Source organism: Actinomadura rugatobispora (assembly GCF_042656285.1).
Classification (GTDB): Bacteria; Actinomycetota; Actinomycetes; order Streptosporangiales; family Streptosporangiaceae; genus Spirillospora; species Spirillospora rugatobispora.
In genome coordinates, this window is sequence record NZ_JBHSON010000001.1 from 191,894 (window position 1) to 208,346 (window position 16,453).

The 16,453-nt window shown below is 73.8% G+C and carries 15 protein-coding genes and 1 riboswitch; of the genes, 6 read left to right on the plus strand and 9 right to left on the minus strand.

Annotation, left to right across the window (positions count from 1 at the left end):
• Positions 1-14 precede the first annotated feature (14 nt).
• From ACFPZN_RS00805 to ACFPZN_RS00815, 3 genes are read right to left on the minus strand one after another with little or no spacing between them, the layout of a single operon-like run.
• Positions 15-1,490: a pyridoxal phosphate-dependent decarboxylase family protein gene (locus tag ACFPZN_RS00805; RefSeq protein ID WP_378279033.1), complete on the minus strand. Its 1,476-nt coding sequence runs from the start codon at positions 1,488-1,490 to the stop codon at positions 15-17.
• Positions 1,480-2,862 carry an MFS transporter gene (locus ACFPZN_RS00810; protein ID WP_378279035.1) on the minus strand — a complete coding sequence of 461 codons (1,383 nt, stop codon included), beginning with the start codon at positions 2,860-2,862 and terminating at the stop codon, positions 1,480-1,482. Before ACFPZN_RS00810 ends, ACFPZN_RS00805 begins: the two co-directional genes overlap by 11 nt.
• A complete protein-coding gene (locus ACFPZN_RS00815; RefSeq protein WP_378279037.1) occupies positions 2,859-3,464 on the minus strand; it encodes a TetR/AcrR family transcriptional regulator in 606 nt (201 codons plus the stop codon). The genes ACFPZN_RS00810 and ACFPZN_RS00815 overlap by 4 nt, the downstream gene beginning before the upstream one ends.
• 200 nt (positions 3,465-3,664) lie before the next feature.
• On the opposite strand from ACFPZN_RS00815, the gene ACFPZN_RS00820 reads away from it, so the two are divergent.
• Together ACFPZN_RS00820 and ACFPZN_RS00825 are read left to right on the plus strand one after the other, a co-directional pair.
• Positions 3,665-4,501: a hypothetical protein gene (locus ACFPZN_RS00820; protein WP_378279038.1), complete on the plus strand. Its 837-nt coding sequence runs from the start codon at positions 3,665-3,667 to the stop codon at positions 4,499-4,501.
• A 195-nt stretch (positions 4,502-4,696) separates the two neighbouring features.
• A complete protein-coding gene (locus ACFPZN_RS00825; protein ID WP_378279040.1) occupies positions 4,697-5,653 on the plus strand; it encodes an ATP-binding cassette domain-containing protein in 957 nt (318 codons plus the stop codon).
• A gap of 27 nt (positions 5,654-5,680) precedes the next feature.
• Here the strand turns inward: ACFPZN_RS00825 and ACFPZN_RS00830 are convergent, their stop codons facing one another.
• The 4 genes from ACFPZN_RS00830 to ACFPZN_RS00845 all read right to left on the minus strand — a co-directional run bounded on the left by ACFPZN_RS00830 (position 5,681) and on the right by ACFPZN_RS00845 (position 10,169).
• Positions 5,681-6,946, minus strand: coding sequence for a PucR family transcriptional regulator (locus tag ACFPZN_RS00830; protein ID WP_378279042.1), 1,266 nt, complete (start codon positions 6,944-6,946; stop codon positions 5,681-5,683).
• Between the two features lie 276 nt (positions 6,947-7,222).
• Entirely contained in the window at positions 7,223-7,852 is a 630-nt protein-coding gene (locus tag ACFPZN_RS00835) for a LysE family translocator (protein ID WP_378279044.1), read from the minus strand.
• Between the two features lie 21 nt (positions 7,853-7,873).
• A complete protein-coding gene (locus ACFPZN_RS00840) occupies positions 7,874-9,091 on the minus strand; it encodes a glycosyltransferase (RefSeq protein ID WP_378279239.1) in 1,218 nt (405 codons plus the stop codon).
• 229 nt (positions 9,092-9,320) lie between these two features.
• On the minus strand, positions 9,321-10,169 hold the full coding sequence (locus ACFPZN_RS00845) for a CHAP domain-containing protein (protein WP_378279046.1): 849 nt from the start codon (positions 10,167-10,169) through the stop codon (positions 9,321-9,323).
• A 14-nt stretch (positions 10,170-10,183) separates the two neighbouring features.
• Positions 10,184-10,321, minus strand: a riboswitch (cyclic di-AMP (ydaO/yuaA leader).
• Between the two features lie 307 nt (positions 10,322-10,628).
• Between ACFPZN_RS00845 and ACFPZN_RS00850 the strand changes: the two genes are divergently transcribed.
• A complete protein-coding gene (locus tag ACFPZN_RS00850; RefSeq protein ID WP_378279048.1) occupies positions 10,629-10,883 on the plus strand; it encodes a hypothetical protein in 255 nt (84 codons plus the stop codon).
• A gap of 61 nt (positions 10,884-10,944) precedes the next feature.
• On the opposite strand, the gene ACFPZN_RS00855 is transcribed toward ACFPZN_RS00850, so the two are convergent.
• Together ACFPZN_RS00855 and ACFPZN_RS00860 are read right to left on the minus strand one after the other, a co-directional pair.
• Positions 10,945-11,562 carry a TetR/AcrR family transcriptional regulator gene (locus ACFPZN_RS00855; protein WP_378279050.1) on the minus strand — a complete coding sequence of 206 codons (618 nt, stop codon included), beginning with the start codon at positions 11,560-11,562 and terminating at the stop codon, positions 10,945-10,947.
• 98 nt (positions 11,563-11,660) lie between these two features.
• Positions 11,661-12,716, minus strand: a complete 1,056-nt coding sequence (locus ACFPZN_RS00860; protein WP_378279051.1) for an NAD-dependent epimerase/dehydratase family protein — start codon at positions 12,714-12,716, stop codon at positions 11,661-11,663.
• A 306-nt stretch (positions 12,717-13,022) separates the two neighbouring features.
• On the opposite strand from ACFPZN_RS00860, the gene ACFPZN_RS00865 reads away from it, so the two are divergent.
• The 3 genes from ACFPZN_RS00865 to ACFPZN_RS00875 all read left to right on the plus strand — a co-directional run bounded on the left by ACFPZN_RS00865 (position 13,023) and on the right by ACFPZN_RS00875 (position 16,453).
• Complete coding sequence (locus ACFPZN_RS00865; protein ID WP_378279053.1) at positions 13,023-13,682, plus strand: response regulator transcription factor; 660 nt, start codon at positions 13,023-13,025, stop codon at positions 13,680-13,682.
• Between the two features lie 66 nt (positions 13,683-13,748).
• Positions 13,749-15,275 carry a hypothetical protein gene (locus ACFPZN_RS00870; protein WP_378279055.1) on the plus strand — a complete coding sequence of 509 codons (1,527 nt, stop codon included), beginning with the start codon at positions 13,749-13,751 and terminating at the stop codon, positions 15,273-15,275.
• Positions 15,276-15,277: 2 nt separating this feature from the next.
• Positions 15,278-16,453 (plus strand): DegT/DnrJ/EryC1/StrS family aminotransferase, encoded by a 1,176-nt coding sequence (locus tag ACFPZN_RS00875; protein WP_378279057.1) that lies wholly within the window; start codon positions 15,278-15,280, stop codon positions 16,451-16,453.

Genomic DNA, 16,453 nt, shown 5'->3' on the forward strand with positions numbered 1-16,453 from the left:
GGGCCGCGCACGGCTCAGACGTGGCCGGAGTAGAGGGCGGACAGGAAGCGGATCAGGAGTTCCTCGCGGGTCGCGGGCGGGAGGGCGTCCAGGACGGCGTTGACGACGGCCATCTCCGGCTGCCCGCCGGAGCCTGCGCCGATGTCCACGCCGACGGCCCCGAGCAGGCCGGCGAAGCCTTCGTCGTCCACGTCGTCGAGGTCGAGTGAGGCCAGCGCCTCGATCAGGCCGTCGGGGACCTCGGTGGGCCCCGCCGCACGCGCCGCCTTGGCCGCTTCGGCCAGGGTGTGCAGGAGCGCGTGCACCCCGGCGAGGCTCACTCCGGTGAGGGTGAAGTGGACGTTCGCCGGAATGCCCATGAAGGAGAGCTGGGGCTGGAAGAACCAGCCGCGCGCCCGGGCCTCGTCCGCGAGGACGAAGATGTCGAGCTCGGGGTCGTCGGAGGCCACGGCCACCAGAGGCGCGTCCGGTGCGCCGAGCACGCGCAGGCCGGGTATGGCGGCGACACCGGCGATGAGGCGTTCGGCCGCCTCCATCGCGCCCGCGGCGAGGTCGCGGTAGCCCTCCGCCCCGAGCGACATCATGGTCGCCCAGGCCGCCCCGAGCGGGCCCGCGGTCTTGCTGCTCTGGACGGTGGCGTTGATGACGGTGTAGCCGGGCCAGCCCGCCGAGGCGAAGTAGGCCCGCCTCCGCATCGACTCGTCCCGGAACAGCACCACCGACGCGCCCTTGGGCGCGTACCCGTACTTGTGCAGATCGCAGGACAGCGACGTCACTCCGGGCACGGAGAGGTCGAACGGGGGGATCGTCCGGCCGTTCTCGCGCAGCCAGGGCAGCACCCAGCCGCCGACGCACGCGTCCACGTGGCACGGCACGCCCGCCTCCGCGGCCAGGGCGGCGATCTCGGCGACAGGGTCGATGACGCCGTGCGGGTAGGACGGGGCCGAGGCGACCACCAGTGCCGTACGCGGCGTCAGCGCCGCGGCCATCGCTTCGGGGTCGGCACGGTAGGACGCGGGGTCGACCGGAACGGCCACCACGTCCATGCCCAGGTAGTGGGCCGCCTTGTGGAAGGCGGGGTGCGCGGTCACGGGGGCGACGATCTGCGGAGGCCCGTCCTCTGTCCTCTCGGCGGCAGGACGGGCGTCGCGGGCGGCCTTGACGGCGAGCATGATCGATTCCGTGCCGCCGCTGGTGAAGATCCCCGAACCGCCGCCCAGCCGGTCCGCGACCGCGCCGAGGACCTGCCGCTCCAACGTGACGATGCTGGGGAACGCGGTCGGGTCAAGGCCGTTGACCTCCAGCATCTCCTGGTACGCGCGGGCCGCCAGGTCGTGCACCGCGGCGCGTCCGGTGTCGTACACGTAGGCGGTGACCTGCCCGCCGCGTACGGGAAGGTCCCCGGCCTTGAGGCGGGCCAGCCGGTGCAGCAGTTCGTCCGACGCGATGCCGTGTTCGGGCAGGGCGTGGGGGGTGGCTTCAGGGGGCATGGCGCTGGGACTCCTCCAGGTGAGGGCGGGAACCGGACCCCGGGCCGGTGGCCAGGTGGCGATAGGCCAGGAGCATGGGCACGCTGAGCAGGAGCAGCAGGGCCGGTACGAGGGTGAAGCCCGCCGTGAGCCCGTTGAGGGCCGATTCCGGTTGCCGTGCGGGGGTGTCGAAGTCCGCGGACTGGAACGAGGTCCAGGCGAGGATCAGCGCGAAGATGCCCGGACCGAGGGCCAGTGCTCCGGTTTCGGCGGCCGTCCACAGGCCCGTGAAGGCTCCCGCCTGGGCGTGCCCGGTCCGTTCCGTGTCCGCGTGGACGGTCTCCGGGAGCAGGGACAGGGGCAGCAGTTGCACGGCCGCGTAGCAGACGCCCACCAGCGCCGTCAGGCCGAGGACCGGCGCGACGTCCCCGCCGTCCAGCAGCGGGTACAGGGCGCAGGCCGCGCCCGCGAACGCCGTGACCGCGGCCAGGTAGCAGGGGATGTGGCCGAAACGGCGTGCCAGCGCACCCCACAGCGGCACCGCCAGGGCGCTGGGGCCGACCATGCAGACGAACATCGTGGACGTGAGCCCGTAGTCGTCGAGCCGGTAGGTCGCCGCGTAGGGGGCGCCCGCCAGCATCACCGCCACCGCCAGGGACTGCAGCACGAAGGCGGCGAGCAGTGCGAAGAAGGGCCGGTTGCCTCGCGCCAGGCGCAGCGCGGCGGCCAGTCCAAGCGCGCGCGGGCCGGGGCGGGAGGGGATCCATCGGGTGGCCAGCGCACTGGCGAGCATGGCCGCGCCCATGGCCAGCCCTATGACCACGCCCATCACGGCGTAGCCGCCTCGGCCGCCACCGTCCACGGCGTCGACCAGGGCCGGGGCGAGGCCGCCCGCAAGGAGGATGCCCACCGTCAGGCAGACGATCCTCCAGGCCATCGCACGGCTCCGCTGGTCGGGTCGCGCGGAGATCTCGGCGGGCAGCGCCACGTACGGCACCTGGAAGCACGCGAACGCGCTCGCGGCGAGCAGGAACGCCAGCCCCGCCCACACCGCCGCGAACCCGGGCGAGTGGACGGGCACGGCGAACATGGCGGCGAAGCACAGCGGCAGGGCCATCGCGCCCAGCAGGAGCAGGCGTGTGCGGCGTCCGCTGCGCACGGCCTCCCGGTCACTGGCCGCGCCCACGATCGGGTTGAGCAGGACGTCCCACGCCTTGGGCAGCACCAGGACGGCGCCCGCGATCGCAGCGGAGACGCCCAGCACATCAGTCAGGTAGTAAAGGAGCAGCAGGCCCGGGACCGCGGAGAAGACGCCCGTCCCCACCGAGCCGATGCCGTATCCCAGCAACCGCCCCCGGGGCAGGCGTGAATCGGCGGTGGCTTCCGCGTTCATTCCGGGAGGTCCAGCATCCGGGCCACGAGGCGGTGCAGGTGGGCCCGGAAGCGGGCGACCTGTTTGGGGTCGTCCAGGCCGGTGCGCCGCCCGTCCACGTCGAGGACGCCGCCGCGGCAGAAGCCGTGGGTGGTCCAGATGACCGTCATCACGGCGTAGTCCACGTCCACCCCGTCCCCGACTACCTCTTGGACGGCCTCGCCGACCCTGGCGAGCAGGGGTTTGACGTAGAGGCCCTCCAGGTGGACGACGTCGGCCGCGTCCGAGAGCCAGCGGTGCATCCACAGCGCCGGGATCTCGGGGTGGTCGAGGCAGAAGTCGAGATAGCGGTCCACGAGCCGCCGCACGCCGCCCGGGTCGGGGGTGAGGCCGGCGAGCGCCTCTTCCAGGACGGCCCGTTCGGCGCGGTGGGCGCGTTCCATGACCGCCAGGTAGAGATCGCGTTTGCCGCCCACGTGGTAGGCGACGGTGGCGATGTTGAGCCCGGCGGAGTCGGCGATGAGGCGGGTGGAGGTCCCGTCGTAGCCGAGCTCGGCGAACAGCCGGGTGGCGACGTCGAGGATGCGCTCGCGCGCGGAGTCGCGCGCCGGTTCGCCGGGCATGCGGTCACGCTACGCCGCCGCCCGTTCTCCGTCAATCACTTGATGGAGAGTGGGGATCATGGAGCGCCCTTTTGGTTACTCAGGGCTGACTCCGGGCATTCAGGAGTCTGACGCAGTGGAGACATCACGCAGGTCAAAGCGTGGACAAGGACGGGAACCGGCGGGTAATGCGCCGGAGTCGAACGTTTCGGGGGACGACAGTGAGCATCCTGCGCCACGGTGGGGACGTCCGCGGTCCCGCCCTACGCCTTCTCACGCTCCGTGACACCCCGGGCCGCCCGTCCTCCCGCGAACACCCGGCCGGGCCGCCGGCGCCGTCCCCCTCCACCGCGGCCTCCGCCGCTCCGCCCCCGTGCGGCGCGGCTTCGCAGCCCGGCGGGCGCCCGGCGACGTCGGCGGTCCGCGCGGTCGCCAGCGTCCTGACGCTGGGCGCGGCGATCTTCTATCTCGCCGTCGCCGTGAAGGGCGTGGGCGGGCTGCTGCTGGGGCCGCCGCCGGAGATGGTGACCACCGCGGGCGATCTGGGCGCGAGCACCCGGTCGGCCCAGCTGCCGCCCGCCGAACTCGCCGGGGCCCGCTCCGGCACCGCCGAGGCGGAGACCGCGACCGATGCCGCGCCCGGTCCCGGAGACCAGGACCTGGAGGTCCTGCTGCGCCCGCTGGCGATCACCGGGGCGGCGCTGGCCGGACTGCTGCTGCTGTGGTCCGGGGTGCGCGGCCTGCACGCGGTGCGCGACCAGCGGCGCTGGCGCGGGCGGCAGATCTCCGGGCTGATCGGCTTCGGCCTCGGGACGCTGGCCTTCGGCCTCGGGCTCGCCGCGGCCGACGGCCGCACGGCCGCGTACGTCGGATCCGTGTGGCAGGGCGTGGAGCCGATCCGTCCGAGCGTGGTCCTGGCGCTCCTGATCGGCTCGCTGGCGCTGCTCCTGCCGGCGCGCAGGCGCGACCCCGGCCCGCGCCAGCCCGCCCGGGCCTCCACGGTGCCCGATTGCGCCGCGGCGCACCCGGCCCCGGTTCGTTCTCCTATCGGACGCTGATCCTTTCGGGCGCTGATCCTTCGGGCGCCGCCCGTTCGTCCGCGCACGCGCTCCTGGACTCATGCACGTGCGAATGGACGGCGTTCTTTAGCAGAGATCTTCACACTGGTTACGCCCGCGATCCGAACCGTCCTGCAAGCTGGCGATAGCTCCAAAGAGGACGAATCACCCAGCATGCGATTTCGGGGGAACTGCATGACGATGCCGCGGATCACCCACCCCATCAGTACGCGGAAGCGGACCTTCCGGCAGCGGGCCGACGAATGTCTGGTGGCCGCCTATACCACCGGTCTCACCAAGACCTACGACCCGTCCGGCGGCCCCGCGCTCGACAACGTGAACGTGGCATTCCGGGCGGGCGAGCTGTGCGCTCTCATGGGGCCCTCCGGCTCCGGTAAGAGCACGCTGCTGGCCTGCCTGGCCGGGCACGAGCCGCCCAGCGTCGGCCGCGTCTACGTGGGCCGCGGCGACGCGCGGCCGTGGCTGCCGCAGCAGATCCGGCAGATCTGCCGGGGCGAGGTCGGGTTCGCGCTCTCCCACTCCCGGCCGTTCCTCGACCGGACGGTCGAGGAGAACCTGGAGTGGGCCGCGGCGCTGGCCGGGACGCCCCCGGCCGCCGCCCGCGCCCGCACCGACCGGGTCGCCGCGGTCACCGGCCTCCTGGACGATCTCGGCACCCCGGTCGGCCTCCTCCCCGAGGACCGGCGCCACCTCACGATGTGCGCCGCCGCGCTGCTGCCCGGTCCCAGCGTGCTGCTGGTGGACGAGACCGAGTCCGGCGGCGCGATGACCGCCGACACCTTCGCCGTGCTCCGCCGCTGCGCGACCGCGTTCGGCACGACGGTGGTCGCCGTGACCGAGAGCCCGGCCGCCGCGGCGCTCGCCGACCGGGTGCTGTTCCTGTCCTGCGGGCGGGTCGCGGGGATCGTGGCGCGTCCGGCCGAGGACGTGGTCTACGAGCTGCGCGAGGTCTTCGCCGCGCAGCAGGCCGAGGAGGCCGGGAAGGCCGAGCCGGTCACGCCCCAGACGACGACTACCTCAGGACCCCCGGCCTCCGGGCAGCGCGGCCAGTTCCCGCCGGCCCCGGCCCAGCCTCGCCCGGCGCGGCGGGAGCCGCGCATACCGGGCATGCGGAACCCGGCCGAAGCCTAGGACCGCAACCGCGCCCCGCGGTGTGGTCTACGTGGCAGGCGAGACGGAGGCGCCGGAAGAGGAGGAGGCGGCTTCGGTGGGGCGCTGTTCGGCGTCCGCCGAGGTGAGCCAGACGGTGAGCACCATCTCCATCTCCATCCGCGACTCGGGGTCGTAGAGGTTTCCCCCGAACAGTTCCTCCAGCTGGTGCAGGCGGTAGCGGACGGTCTGCGGGTGCACGTGGAGGCGGCCGGCGACCTCGGTGGCGTTGAAACCGTTCTGGATGCAGGCCAGGAGAGTGCGCATCAGGCGTTCACGATGCCGGGGCCTGATCGCCTTGAGCGGCGCCAGACGCAGGTCCGCGATCGCCCGCACCAGTTCCTCGTCCTTGAAGACGACGAGGGTGGGCATGTGGTCGGCGCAGCGGATCAGCCGTTCGGACGGAAGGATGCCGCGCCGGGCCAGCGGCAGCGCCTCGCGGGCCCAGCGCAGCGACTTGGCGGCGTCCTCGGTCTTGACGGTGGGGCCCATGGCGGCGACCCACGTGCGCAGCGACGACTCCAGCATCCGCCCGCGCCCCGGCCCCTCCGGGTCCGGCACGATCAGGCACGGCTCGCGCCGGTTGACGTCGGCCAGCACGTCCGGCGGCAGCGACGGGTGCGAGAACGGCTGCCGGCTCCGCTCGTACAGGACCACGGCGGCGACGGTGCGCGGCACCCGCCACTGCGCCAGCCTGGCCAGGTCGGCGATCGCCTGCGGGGCGGCCGGGGGCTCGGCCAGCAGCAGGTCCAGCAACCGGCGGCGGCGGTGCTCCAGCTCGCCGGCCTCCTGCGCGCGGGCCTTGGTGTAACCCTCGGCGGCGGCGCGGGCGATCTCGTCCAGGAACGCGAAGATGGCCTCGGCGAGGCTGGCCAGGGCGCGCCGGGAGATGTTGAAGGTCTCCGACTCGGCCGCGAGCCGCCGCCACGCCACCCGCGCGCAGAGCCGCATCGAGGTCTGCAGGACGTCGAGGCTGCGGCCCTCGCGCGCCTCGGCCCAGCCGATCTCCCGGTAGACGGCCGCGACGGGCTCCCAGGAGCTGTCGGGGTCGACGATGAGGTCCACGAACTGCTGGAGCGCCCCCTCGACGGCCAGCCGCACCAGCCGGGAGTACTCCTCGTCCTGCGGGCGGGCGTACTCGGGGATCTCGGAGAGGATCTCCTGGATCATCTCCTCGGCCAGCGCGTCCAGATGGGGCCGCATGAGATCGGACATCTCACAGGGGACGCCGGCCCACGGTTTCAGGGGCGTGCGTTCCTCGAGCGTCGTGGTCACCGTTCGCACCTCCCGCCCCGTCGGCAACCAGGGGCTCATCGGAAGTTACAGAGCGGTGTACGCGTCCGCTGCGAACCGGGCCACGCATTGCGCGCACATCGTTGTCATCCGGATGACAAACCGTCGTTCCCGTGAAGGGATACAGCCGTCATATCCGCGCAAGGGGGCGCATCGGACAACAGCATCGCGCCTTGGGAAGCACCGGGTCAACGACCGCGCCCCCGTGCGTCCCCTGCCTGGTCCCCCACACGGGCCGTGCCCACCGTGAGGCCCCTGTCAGGCGCGCCTGGGGCCGGGGCCCGCGAACGCGGCGACCGCGCCGAGCCCGAGGTAGATCGCCCCGGTCGCGTAGCGCTGCCCGCGCCGGAAGCGCGGCCGGCCCCGCAGCATCGCGCCGATCGACCCGCCGGCGACGGCGTAGAGCACGTCGCTGACGAGCCCGATCAGCGCGGTGACCAGGCCCATGACCACGATCTGCGCCGGGACGGCGCCCGCCCGCTGGTCCACGAACTGCGGCAGGAACGCCAGGAAGAACAGCACGACCTTGGGATTGAAGATGTTGATCAGAACGCCGTCGAGGTAGACCCGGCGCAGCGGCTTGGGCGAGGTCTCGGGCCCGTCCACCCGGTCGCCGCCGCGCAGCGTCCGCACCGCCAGGTACACCAGGTACGCGGCGCCCGCGTAGCGCAGCACGCCGAAGGCGGTCGCGGACGCGGCCACGATCGCCGACAGGCCCGCCGCCGCGGCCGCCACGTGCACCAGCGTGCCGGTCTCCACGCCCAGCGCGGAGGCGATGCCGGCCCGCCGGCCGTCCGCCACGCTGCGCGCGGCGATGTAGAGGTGGTTCGGACCGGGGATCACGATCAGCGTCGTGGCGGCCAGCAGGAACAGGATCGGATGGGTCATGGTCCGTACGCTAGGGCCGGTTCAGTCACCGGGCACAGGTCCAATCGGCTTCGGCGATCGGGGTCCAACCCCGCCCCGGCGCAGGGCCCGGGCCACAGACGCGGCCGGGACGCGCGGCGCCGCCGGCGCCGTGGTCCGGGCGGAGGACGGCTCCCGGTGGAGCACGTCGAACATCCGCTCCCAGCGGTCCAGCGCCGCGCCCGCCTCGAACCGGCGGGCCGCGCGCGGCGCGGCGCCGCCCAGCCGCTCCCGCAGTTCCGGGTCCATGATCAGCCGGTCCAGCGCGGCGGCGAACCCGGCGGTGTCGCCGGGACGGGCCAGCAGCCCGTCCGCCCCGTCGGTGACCAGGTCGCGGACGCCGGGAGCGCCGTCGAACGCGACCGCCGGCAGCCCGGCCGCCATCGCCTCCAGCAGCGCCGTCGGGAAGCCCTCCCGGCGGGACGGCAGCGCGAAGATCGACGCCCGGGCCAGCGCGTCCGGCACGTCCCGCGCCACCCCGGCGAACTCCACCGCGCCCGCCGCGCCGAGCCGCTCCGCCTGCTCCCGCAGCGCGCCCTCGCGCGGGCCCGCCCCGTACAGCCGCAGCCGCCAGCGCGGATGCCGGGCCGCCATGGACGCCCAGGCCTCGATCGCCAGGTCCGCGCCCTTCTCGTGCGACAGCCGGCCCAGGCAGGCGATCACCGGCTCGCGCGGCACGGCCGCGCGGCCGGGCACGGCGAGCAGCGTGTGGGGCGTGTGGCCGGCGTTCTCGGCGGGCAGCGCCAGCACCCGCAGCCCGGCGCGGCCGCCCAGCCCGGCCAGGCGCACCCATTCCATCGCCCACACCTGCGCCACGATCACCACGGCGCCGGGGCGGGCGCCATCCAGCAGAGCCGCCAGCCGGACGGCCCCGTCCCTCCTGGTCGCGGCGCGCCTGCGGTCGAGCAGCCGCGCCCGCAGGTCGAGACGGTTGCGCAGCGTGCGTGGACGCCGTTCCAGGGCGGGCAGCGGCCAGGACTCGTGCAAAGTTTCGACGGCGTACGGCCGCGCCCGAGCCGCCTCGCGCGCTTCGTGCGGGGCGGCCTCCGCCGATCGGGTGACGCCGACCAGGGTGACGCGGTGGCCGCGTCCGGACAGCAGCCCGGCCAGGCCGTGCGCCCAGCGCTGGACGCCGCCCGGCCCGTCGACGTCGTCGCAGACGATGACGATGTCGCGGCGGGCACCGCGCCCGCCGTCCCGCGCCCATTCCGGTGCTCGCATGTCAGCCACGCCGCGCTCCCTCCCCGTCCCCCCGCATCGCGGTGCGCGCGCCGCCGGACGGCGTCGAGCCCGGTCTGGTCCAGGTTCTCCTCCTTCGTGCACGGGGCGTGGAAGACCATCGGTCGGTCGGGGGGCGCGCAGTCGAACATCACCTGTGCCCCGTCCGGAAACGCCGGAGGGCGCCCCGCCACGGATGGCGGGGCGCCCTGGGCGCACGAGCGGGTCGGGGTCAGCCCCGGTACTGGGGGTAGCCGTACCCGGCGACCTGCGCCTCGTCGCGGGTCTTCTTCATGACCTTGTTGCTGGTGTTGCCCTCGATGGTGTCGATCGTGCCGTCGCCGTTGTCCTTGACGACCATGCCGACGTGCTGGATGCCCTCGACGCCGCCGCCGTTCCAGTTGAAGAACACCACGGCGCCGGGCTTGGCCTTGTGGCCCCAGTGGCCGGTCTTCTCGAACCACTTGGCGTGCGCGACGGTGTAGGCGTCGGCGCCCATGCCCTTCGTGCCGGTCTGCGCACCCAGCCAGGACACGAACATGTTGCACCACTGGGCGCCGTTGTAGCTGGACACCGAGCCGCCGTCGCGCGCGGCGGTCGCCTTGGCCGCGTTGCTCCTGACGTACCAGTCGTGGAACTTGGTCTGGCCGCCCCTGCCCTCGGAGATGCCGACCTGCTTCTCGGCCAGCTTCAGGACCTGCTGGGCGGAGGCGGACTGGGTGGTCTTGGCCGCCCTGGCGGACTGGGCCTTCTCGCCCGAGCCGGGCTCGTTCCGGGCGGCCTCGGCGTTCTGGGCGGTGGAGCCGGTCTTCTCGGCCAGCCCCTCCGCGCGGACGGTGCCGTGGCCGTTCTTGCCGGCCGCGGCGGCGCCCGCGACGGCGCCGGTGCTGCCGGTGGACGAGTCGGAGGAGGCCACGGCGCCCACGGCCGAGCCGAGGGTCAGCGCGCCGAGGGCGACGCCGCCGACGACGCCGGCGGCCGCACGGCCGCGCAGCGCGATGGTCTGGGAGGTCAGCTCGCTCGCACGGTCACGGAGAGTGGCGAGCAGGGCCGTATAAGCGGGGTTCGTACGGAACGACAAAGCAGGGGTCTCCTGATTCCTTCCAAGGCCGCCTACCGGGTTAGCTGTCGGATTCGGGCGTGGAAGTCGCCCTACGGCGCACAGACGTGCGCCGATTCACCCCAGAGAGTTGGGTCCCCGGCTCCGGACGCCGTCGTCGGCGTGGAATGGACTCGGCGGAGCGGCGGCCTTCAGGGCCGCCGGCACTGCGATCAGATGGACACGGGTTCGCGCGGGTTCGTTGGTCCGCACACGCGACCGTTGAGGCGGTTCCGACCCCTACGGGGCGGGTTCGCCGGCTCCGACGACGCATGGGTCGCATCACCAGAACTGGACAGAAGGTATCAAACTTCCAGCTCAGCGCAAATCTGGGGCAAAGCACTCAGGACCGGAACAAAGTCCGCCCCTGGGACGCATCAGGTCCCGACATCGGGGAAGGATCCGGACTTCAAAGTCGAGTCATGGGGCGGGAGGACGACGATGGGGCCGGATCTGGGCCTGCTGCTGATCACTCTGCTGGGCCTGGCGGGCGCGGGTCTGGTGGGCCTGGCGCTCGTGGCGGTGGGGGCTCTGATGCTGGCGCGGGCCCTGGCCGAACGGGTGCCCGTACGCGCCGAGGGGACGCCCTGGCCGGTCCGGCGGACGACGCCCGCGGCCACCAGGGACAGCGCACGGCGAACCCCGGGAGAGGCTCCGCGGAACGCCCCGCGAGAGGCCGCGCGGGCCGGACGGTGAGATACGTCACACCCTGTGCGGGACGGCCCAGGGCCGACTCAAGGTCGACTCACGGGCCGGCTCAGGGGCCGGCGGCGCCGCTGCCCGCCATGGCCCCGGCCAGCACCAGCCGGCCGGAGGTCCGCACCATCGCCGCGACCTCGTCCACCGGCCGCCGCAGCGAGGCCAGGCTGACCAGGCCGGCCAGCAGCACGTGGCCCAGCACGATCTCGACCTCCTCCCGCTCCGGGACCGGGCCGCCGATCGCCGCCGCCAGCCGGTCCCGGACGAACAGGAAGAGCACCGTGCGGGCGTCGTCCACGCTGGAGTCGTCCGCCGTCACCGCCTGGACGATCGCCGAGGTCAGGGTGAGCTCCTCGGCCGCCACCCGCACGATCCGCTCCAGCATCGCGGTGAGCCGCTCCACCGGGGTGCCCCCGACCGCCAGCGCGTCGATGTCGTCGGTGATCCGGTGCGCCCAGGTGGCGGCGACCTCGGTCAGCAGGTGGTCCTTGGTGGCGAAGTAGCGGTAGACCGTGGCCCGGGCCACACCGGCCCGGTCGGCCACGTCGTGCATGGTCACGGCGGCGTAGCCGCCCTCTAACGCCAGCAGGCGCGCGGCCTCGATCAGCCGCTCCCGCCGCGCCTGCTGCTCCTTGCTCAGGGTCCGCGTCACGGTGATCCGCACATCGCCGCTCAACGCGCCTCCTCGGGGGTACCGAACGTGTGACCGATCCCATACTCTCGCACGTCCGTTCCCACCGCGCGGGCGGCGGCCCCCGAAGATCAGGTCATGGCTCAGGCCACGTCCGTGCGGCTCCGGAGCGCGGCCCATTCCAGGGAATGGCGGATGGCGTCCTCGATGGAGTACTCGGGCTTCCAGCCGAGCAATTCCAGCGCCTTGGCGGGATTGACGAACGCGCCGACCACGTCGCCGGGGCGGGCGGGCGCCTCCTCCGCCTGGAAACCGTCCCCGACGACGCCGCGGAAGGCGTCCACGAGTTCCCGCACGGTGGTTCCGCCGCCGGTGCCGAGATTGATGACCTGGTAACCGGTTCTGCGGCCGCCACCGCCGCCCGCGCCGTTCTTTCCGTTCTTTCCGTCGGAACCGTTCTGGTCATGCGGGACGATGGCGTCGAACCGCGCCGCCGCCTCGCAGAAGGCGCGGGCGATGTCCCACACGTGGATGTAGTCGCGAACCGCCGTGCCGTCGCGGGTGTCCCAGTCCACCCCGGTGATCCGGAACGGCACGCCCAGCTCGTACGACTCGATCATCTTGCCCAGCGCGTGCGTGGGCTTGCTGCTCTGCAGGCCGGTGCGCATCCGCGGGTCGGCGCCGATCGGGTTGAGGTAGCGCAGCGACACCACCCGCAGCCCGTAGGCGGCGCACAGGTCCTCCAGCAGCAGCTCGGCCATCATCTTCGAGCGCGTGTAGGGGTTCTGCGGCTCCAGCGCGGAGTCCTCGGTCACCGACAGGTCCGGCCCGGGGCGGTACATCCCCGCCGTCGAGGCGAAGATCATCCGGTCGCATCCGTTGCGGATCAGATGGCCGGCGAGACTGAGCGTCCCGGTCAGGTTGACCTGGTAATAGCGATGCGGATCCGACATCGAGTCGGGCACCACGATGAGCGCCGCGCAATGGACCGCGACGGCGATGTCGGGATGGGCGGCGAAGATCTCGTCCACCACGGTCCCGTCGGCGATGTCGCCCTGATAGAAGATCTTTCCCTCGGTGAACTCGGACCGTCCGGTGACGAGGCTGTCGAGCACGACCGGAACGATTCCGCGCTCGGCGAACGCCGACGCGATCGTGCTTCCGATGAAGCCCGCGCCCCCGGTGATCAGGACCTTCATGAAACTCCCCCTGCCCGCATTCCGCGCCCCCTTTGATCGATGAGCACAGCTTCGGCAGGCGGTGGCGGCCGGTCAACGCCGCGCCCCGCGGCTGACCGGCTCCGGACGGCCGTGAACTCCGCGCCCGCCGCGGGCGTCCGCGCCCGGCTCTTCCCCCGTCCCACCGTGCCCCCGCCGCCCGCGGGATCCGACCGGCCGATTACGCGCGGTTCGCTCGGGCGGGCCGGCCTGTCCAGAACCGGAATCCATGCCGAAGTACAGCGTTTGCAGGATCCGCCCGGCCCGCCGAACGGCGATCGTTCGGGGATGCGACCGCCCATCCGCGTCCTCATCGTGGACGATCACACCCTGTTCGCCGAGGCGCTGGCCGCCCGGCTGGGCCGGGAGCCCGACCTGGTGATCCTGCCGATCGCCGCCGACGTGCGGCGCGCCCTGGCGCTGGCCGCGACCGAGCGCCCCCAGGTGGTGGTGCTGGACATGACCCTCGGCGCCGAGAGCGGCCTGGACGTCCTGGACCGCGTCCGGGAGCGGCATCCCGGCATGCGGGTGGTGATCCTGTCGGCCATGGCCGAGGTCGACGCGATGGTGCGGGCGGTGCGGCACGGCGCGATCGCCTGGCTGTCCAAGACCGAGAGCGCCGACCTGGTCGCCCGCGTCATCCGCGGGGCGGCGCACCGCGGCGGCTGGCTCCCGCCCGACGTGGCGGGCGAGGTGCTGCGCCGCCTCCTGGCGGACGGCGCCGAGCCCAACGGCGGCGCCCGGCTGCTGGCGGAGCTGACCCCGCGCGAACGCGAGGTCCTCCAGTGCATGGTGGACGGCCTCAACCGGGCGGAGATCGCCGAACGGCTGGGCCTGTCGGCCAACACGGTCCGCACCCACACCCAGAACCTGCTGGCCAAGCTGGACATGCACTCGGCGCTGGAGGCCATCACCCTGGCGATGCGCGCCGGCATGAAACCCCGCTGACCCCGCCCCCGCCGCCCCGCACGACGTGGCGGCCCCCACCAAATGACGTAGCGGACGCTCGTCTCGATGGGCGATTCGATCTCCTCGGGCGGTTCCTACGCTCGGCCTGACGAGGCCGGAGGGAAGATCGTGGAGATCGACGAAGTCGCGGCGCGCGTGGTCCGCACCTACTGGGCGCTCCTGCTGGCGATGACCGTGCTGCCGGTGGTGCTGGTGGGCCTGGTGATGGGCGGGCAGGAGCCGCCGCACTCGGCCACGTCCCGGCTGCAGGCCAGCAGCAGGGCGACCGACGCGGCGGCCGGGGACGCGGGCGTCAGCATCGTGGTGAGCCAGGTCAAGGCGTTCGCGACCGGGCGGACGCTGCTGGACCGGGTGCTGCGCGAGCAGCGGATCGTCCGCGACCCGGTGAAGCTGGCCAAGGAGATCACGGTGGCCGGGCTCGGCACGTCCACCGTGGTGGAGCTGACGATCAAGGACCCGGACGCGGCGGTGGCGCGGCGGCTGACGGACGCGCTCGGGGCCGCGGTGGTCGCCGAGATCAACCAGTCCAACCAGGGCGCGATCACCCAGCAGCTGGCCGCGATCGAGAAGCGGATCCGGGAGCTGGAGGGGCAGCTGGGCCCGCTGTCGCGGCGGGCGGGCGCGGTGCCGGTGCCCGACATCGGCGCGGCGAACGAGCGGGAGCGGGTGGCCGCGGAGCTGAGCGACCTGCGCACCAGCCGCAGCGAGCTGCGGACGGACCTGACCACGGCGGGCACCGCGACGGTGGTGCAGCCGGCGGTGCTGGCCGAGCGGACGAACCCGGTGGTGATGCTGGCGGCGATCGCCGGCCTGGTCGGGCTGGTCGGCGGCGTGCTGGTCGCGGTCGTGGCGGAGATGTTCCGGCCGACCGTGCCGGGGCAGTCCCGGGCGGCGCGGCGGCTGGGCGTCCCGCTGCTGGGCCGGGCGGACGGCGGCGAGGCCGAGGCGGCCGACCTGGGCCGCCGGATCCGGCTGGCGGCGCGGCGGGCGGGGGTGGAGCGGGTCGTGCTGGTCAGCACGGGCGGCCCGCTGCCGGCCGAGCTGCTGTCGCGGATCGCGGCCGCCGCGTACGGGGACGACGCCGGCGTCCTCAAGGCGGCCCCCGCCGAACCGGAGCCCGAAGCCGAAGCGGACGCCGCGCCCCACGACGAGAGCGGCGATGGCGAGCCCGGCGGAAACGTCAACAGCACCGTCCCGGCGTCCGGCGGCGGGACGTCGGTCGTGCGGGCCGGGTCGAAGGCCCCCGGCTCCGGCACGGCGGTCATCGCCAGGAGGTCGGGTGAGCCTGCCCGGACGGCCGCCGAGCCCGCCCGCCGCCCCGCCGCCGCGAGGCGCGCGACGATCCAGGTGCACGCCTTCGAGGACATCGACACGGGCGCCGACGACGGCGCCGGCGTGGTCGCCGTGGCGGGTCCGGTGACGCCCGTGCCGGGCCTGGAGTCGGTCCGCGACCTGGTGTCCGCGTCCGGCTGGCCGCTGCTGGGCGTCGTCGCCACCGACCGGAAGATCACCGGCAGGCGGAAGCGCGCCGCCGGGCGGAAGATCACCGCGAACCGCGAGAGCAAGGGGTGACCATGGGCCAGGCCGGGCAGACCGCGCCGCCGGAGCAGAGCACGGTGCCGTTCACCGTGCCGTCCTTCGCCGGGGAGGTGTCGGACGCCGTCGTGAAGGTGCTCGACTCCGGGTGGGTGACGACGGGGCCGCAGACCGCCGCGTTCGAGCAGGACTTCGCCGACTACCTGGGCGCCGCGCACGTCGTCGCGGTCGCCTCGTGCACCACCGCGCTGGAGCTGTGCCTGCGCGCGATGGACCTGCCGCCGGGCTCGGCGGTCCTCACCCCGAGCCTGACGTTCTGCGGTGCGATCAACGCGATCCTGCACGCCGGGCACCATCCCGTGCTGGTGGACGTCGACGCGGGCACGCTGGTGCCGGGCCCCGCCGAGGTCGCCGCCGCGGCGGCCCGCCGCGCGCCCGCCGCGATGGTCGTGCAGAACCAGGGCGGCTACCCGGTGGACGTCGCCGCGCTGGCGGAGGCGGCCGGGCTGGACCGGACGCGGGTGATCGAGGACGCCGCGCACGGGCCCGGCGCGGCCCGGGACGGGACCCCGGTCGGCGCGTCGTCGTACGCGGCCTGCTTCAGCTTCTACGCCACCAAGAACATGCCGATCGGCGAGGGCGGCGCGGTCGCGACCTCCGACCAGGAGTTCGCCGACCGGATCCGCGCGACCCGGCTGCACGGGATGAGCAAGGACTCCTGGCGGCGCTACCTGCCCGGCGGCAGCTGGCGGTACGACGTCAAGAACCTGGGTCTCAAGGCCAACATGACCGACATCCAGGCGTCGATCGGCCGCGCGCAGCTGACCGCGCTGCCGGAGTGGCAGCGGCGCCGCGCCGAGCTGGTCGCCCGCTACGACGAGGCGCTGTCCGGGCTGCCCGGGCTGGTGCTCCCCCAGCGCGACCTGGACGGCGTCCAGCACGCCTGGCACCTCTACCAGGTGCTCGTGCCGGACCGGGACGCGATCATCGCCGAGCTGGAGGCGGCGGGCGTGTCGACGTCGGTGCACTTCATCCCGGCCAGCCACATGACCGCCTACCGGGAGATCCTCGGCGAGGAGGAGTGCGGGGCGGTCCCGGTGACCGACCGGGTGGCCGAGGAACTGCTGTCGCTGCCGCTGTACCCGGGGCTGTCGTCCGACGGCCAGGACCGGGTGGTCTCCGCCCTCGCCGGGGCGCTGCGGGCCCGGGGCTGA

Coding starts and splice junctions, on each gene's coding strand:
- ACFPZN_RS00875 (WP_378279057.1), top strand. CDS start 15,278: ATGGGCCAGGCCGGGCAGACCGCGCCGCCGGAGCAGAGCACGGTGCCG.
- ACFPZN_RS00810 (WP_378279035.1), bottom strand. CDS start 2,862: ATGAACGCGGAAGCCACCGCCGATTCACGCCTGCCCCGGGGGCGGTTG.
- ACFPZN_RS00805 (WP_378279033.1), bottom strand. CDS start 1,490: ATGCCCCCTGAAGCCACCCCCCACGCCCTGCCCGAACACGGCATCGCG.
- ACFPZN_RS00865 (WP_378279053.1), top strand. CDS start 13,023: ATGCGACCGCCCATCCGCGTCCTCATCGTGGACGATCACACCCTGTTC.
- ACFPZN_RS00840 (WP_378279239.1), bottom strand. CDS start 9,091: ATGCGAGCACCGGAATGGGCGCGGGACGGCGGGCGCGGTGCCCGCCGC.
- ACFPZN_RS00850 (WP_378279048.1), top strand. CDS start 10,629: ATGGGGCCGGATCTGGGCCTGCTGCTGATCACTCTGCTGGGCCTGGCG.
- ACFPZN_RS00870 (WP_378279055.1), top strand. CDS start 13,749: ATGGGCGATTCGATCTCCTCGGGCGGTTCCTACGCTCGGCCTGACGAG.
- ACFPZN_RS00835 (WP_378279044.1), bottom strand. CDS start 7,852: ATGACCCATCCGATCCTGTTCCTGCTGGCCGCCACGACGCTGATCGTG.
- ACFPZN_RS00860 (WP_378279051.1), bottom strand. CDS start 12,716: ATGAAGGTCCTGATCACCGGGGGCGCGGGCTTCATCGGAAGCACGATC.
- ACFPZN_RS00815 (WP_378279037.1), bottom strand. CDS start 3,464: ATGCCCGGCGAACCGGCGCGCGACTCCGCGCGCGAGCGCATCCTCGAC.
- ACFPZN_RS00825 (WP_378279040.1), top strand. CDS start 4,697: ATGACGATGCCGCGGATCACCCACCCCATCAGTACGCGGAAGCGGACC.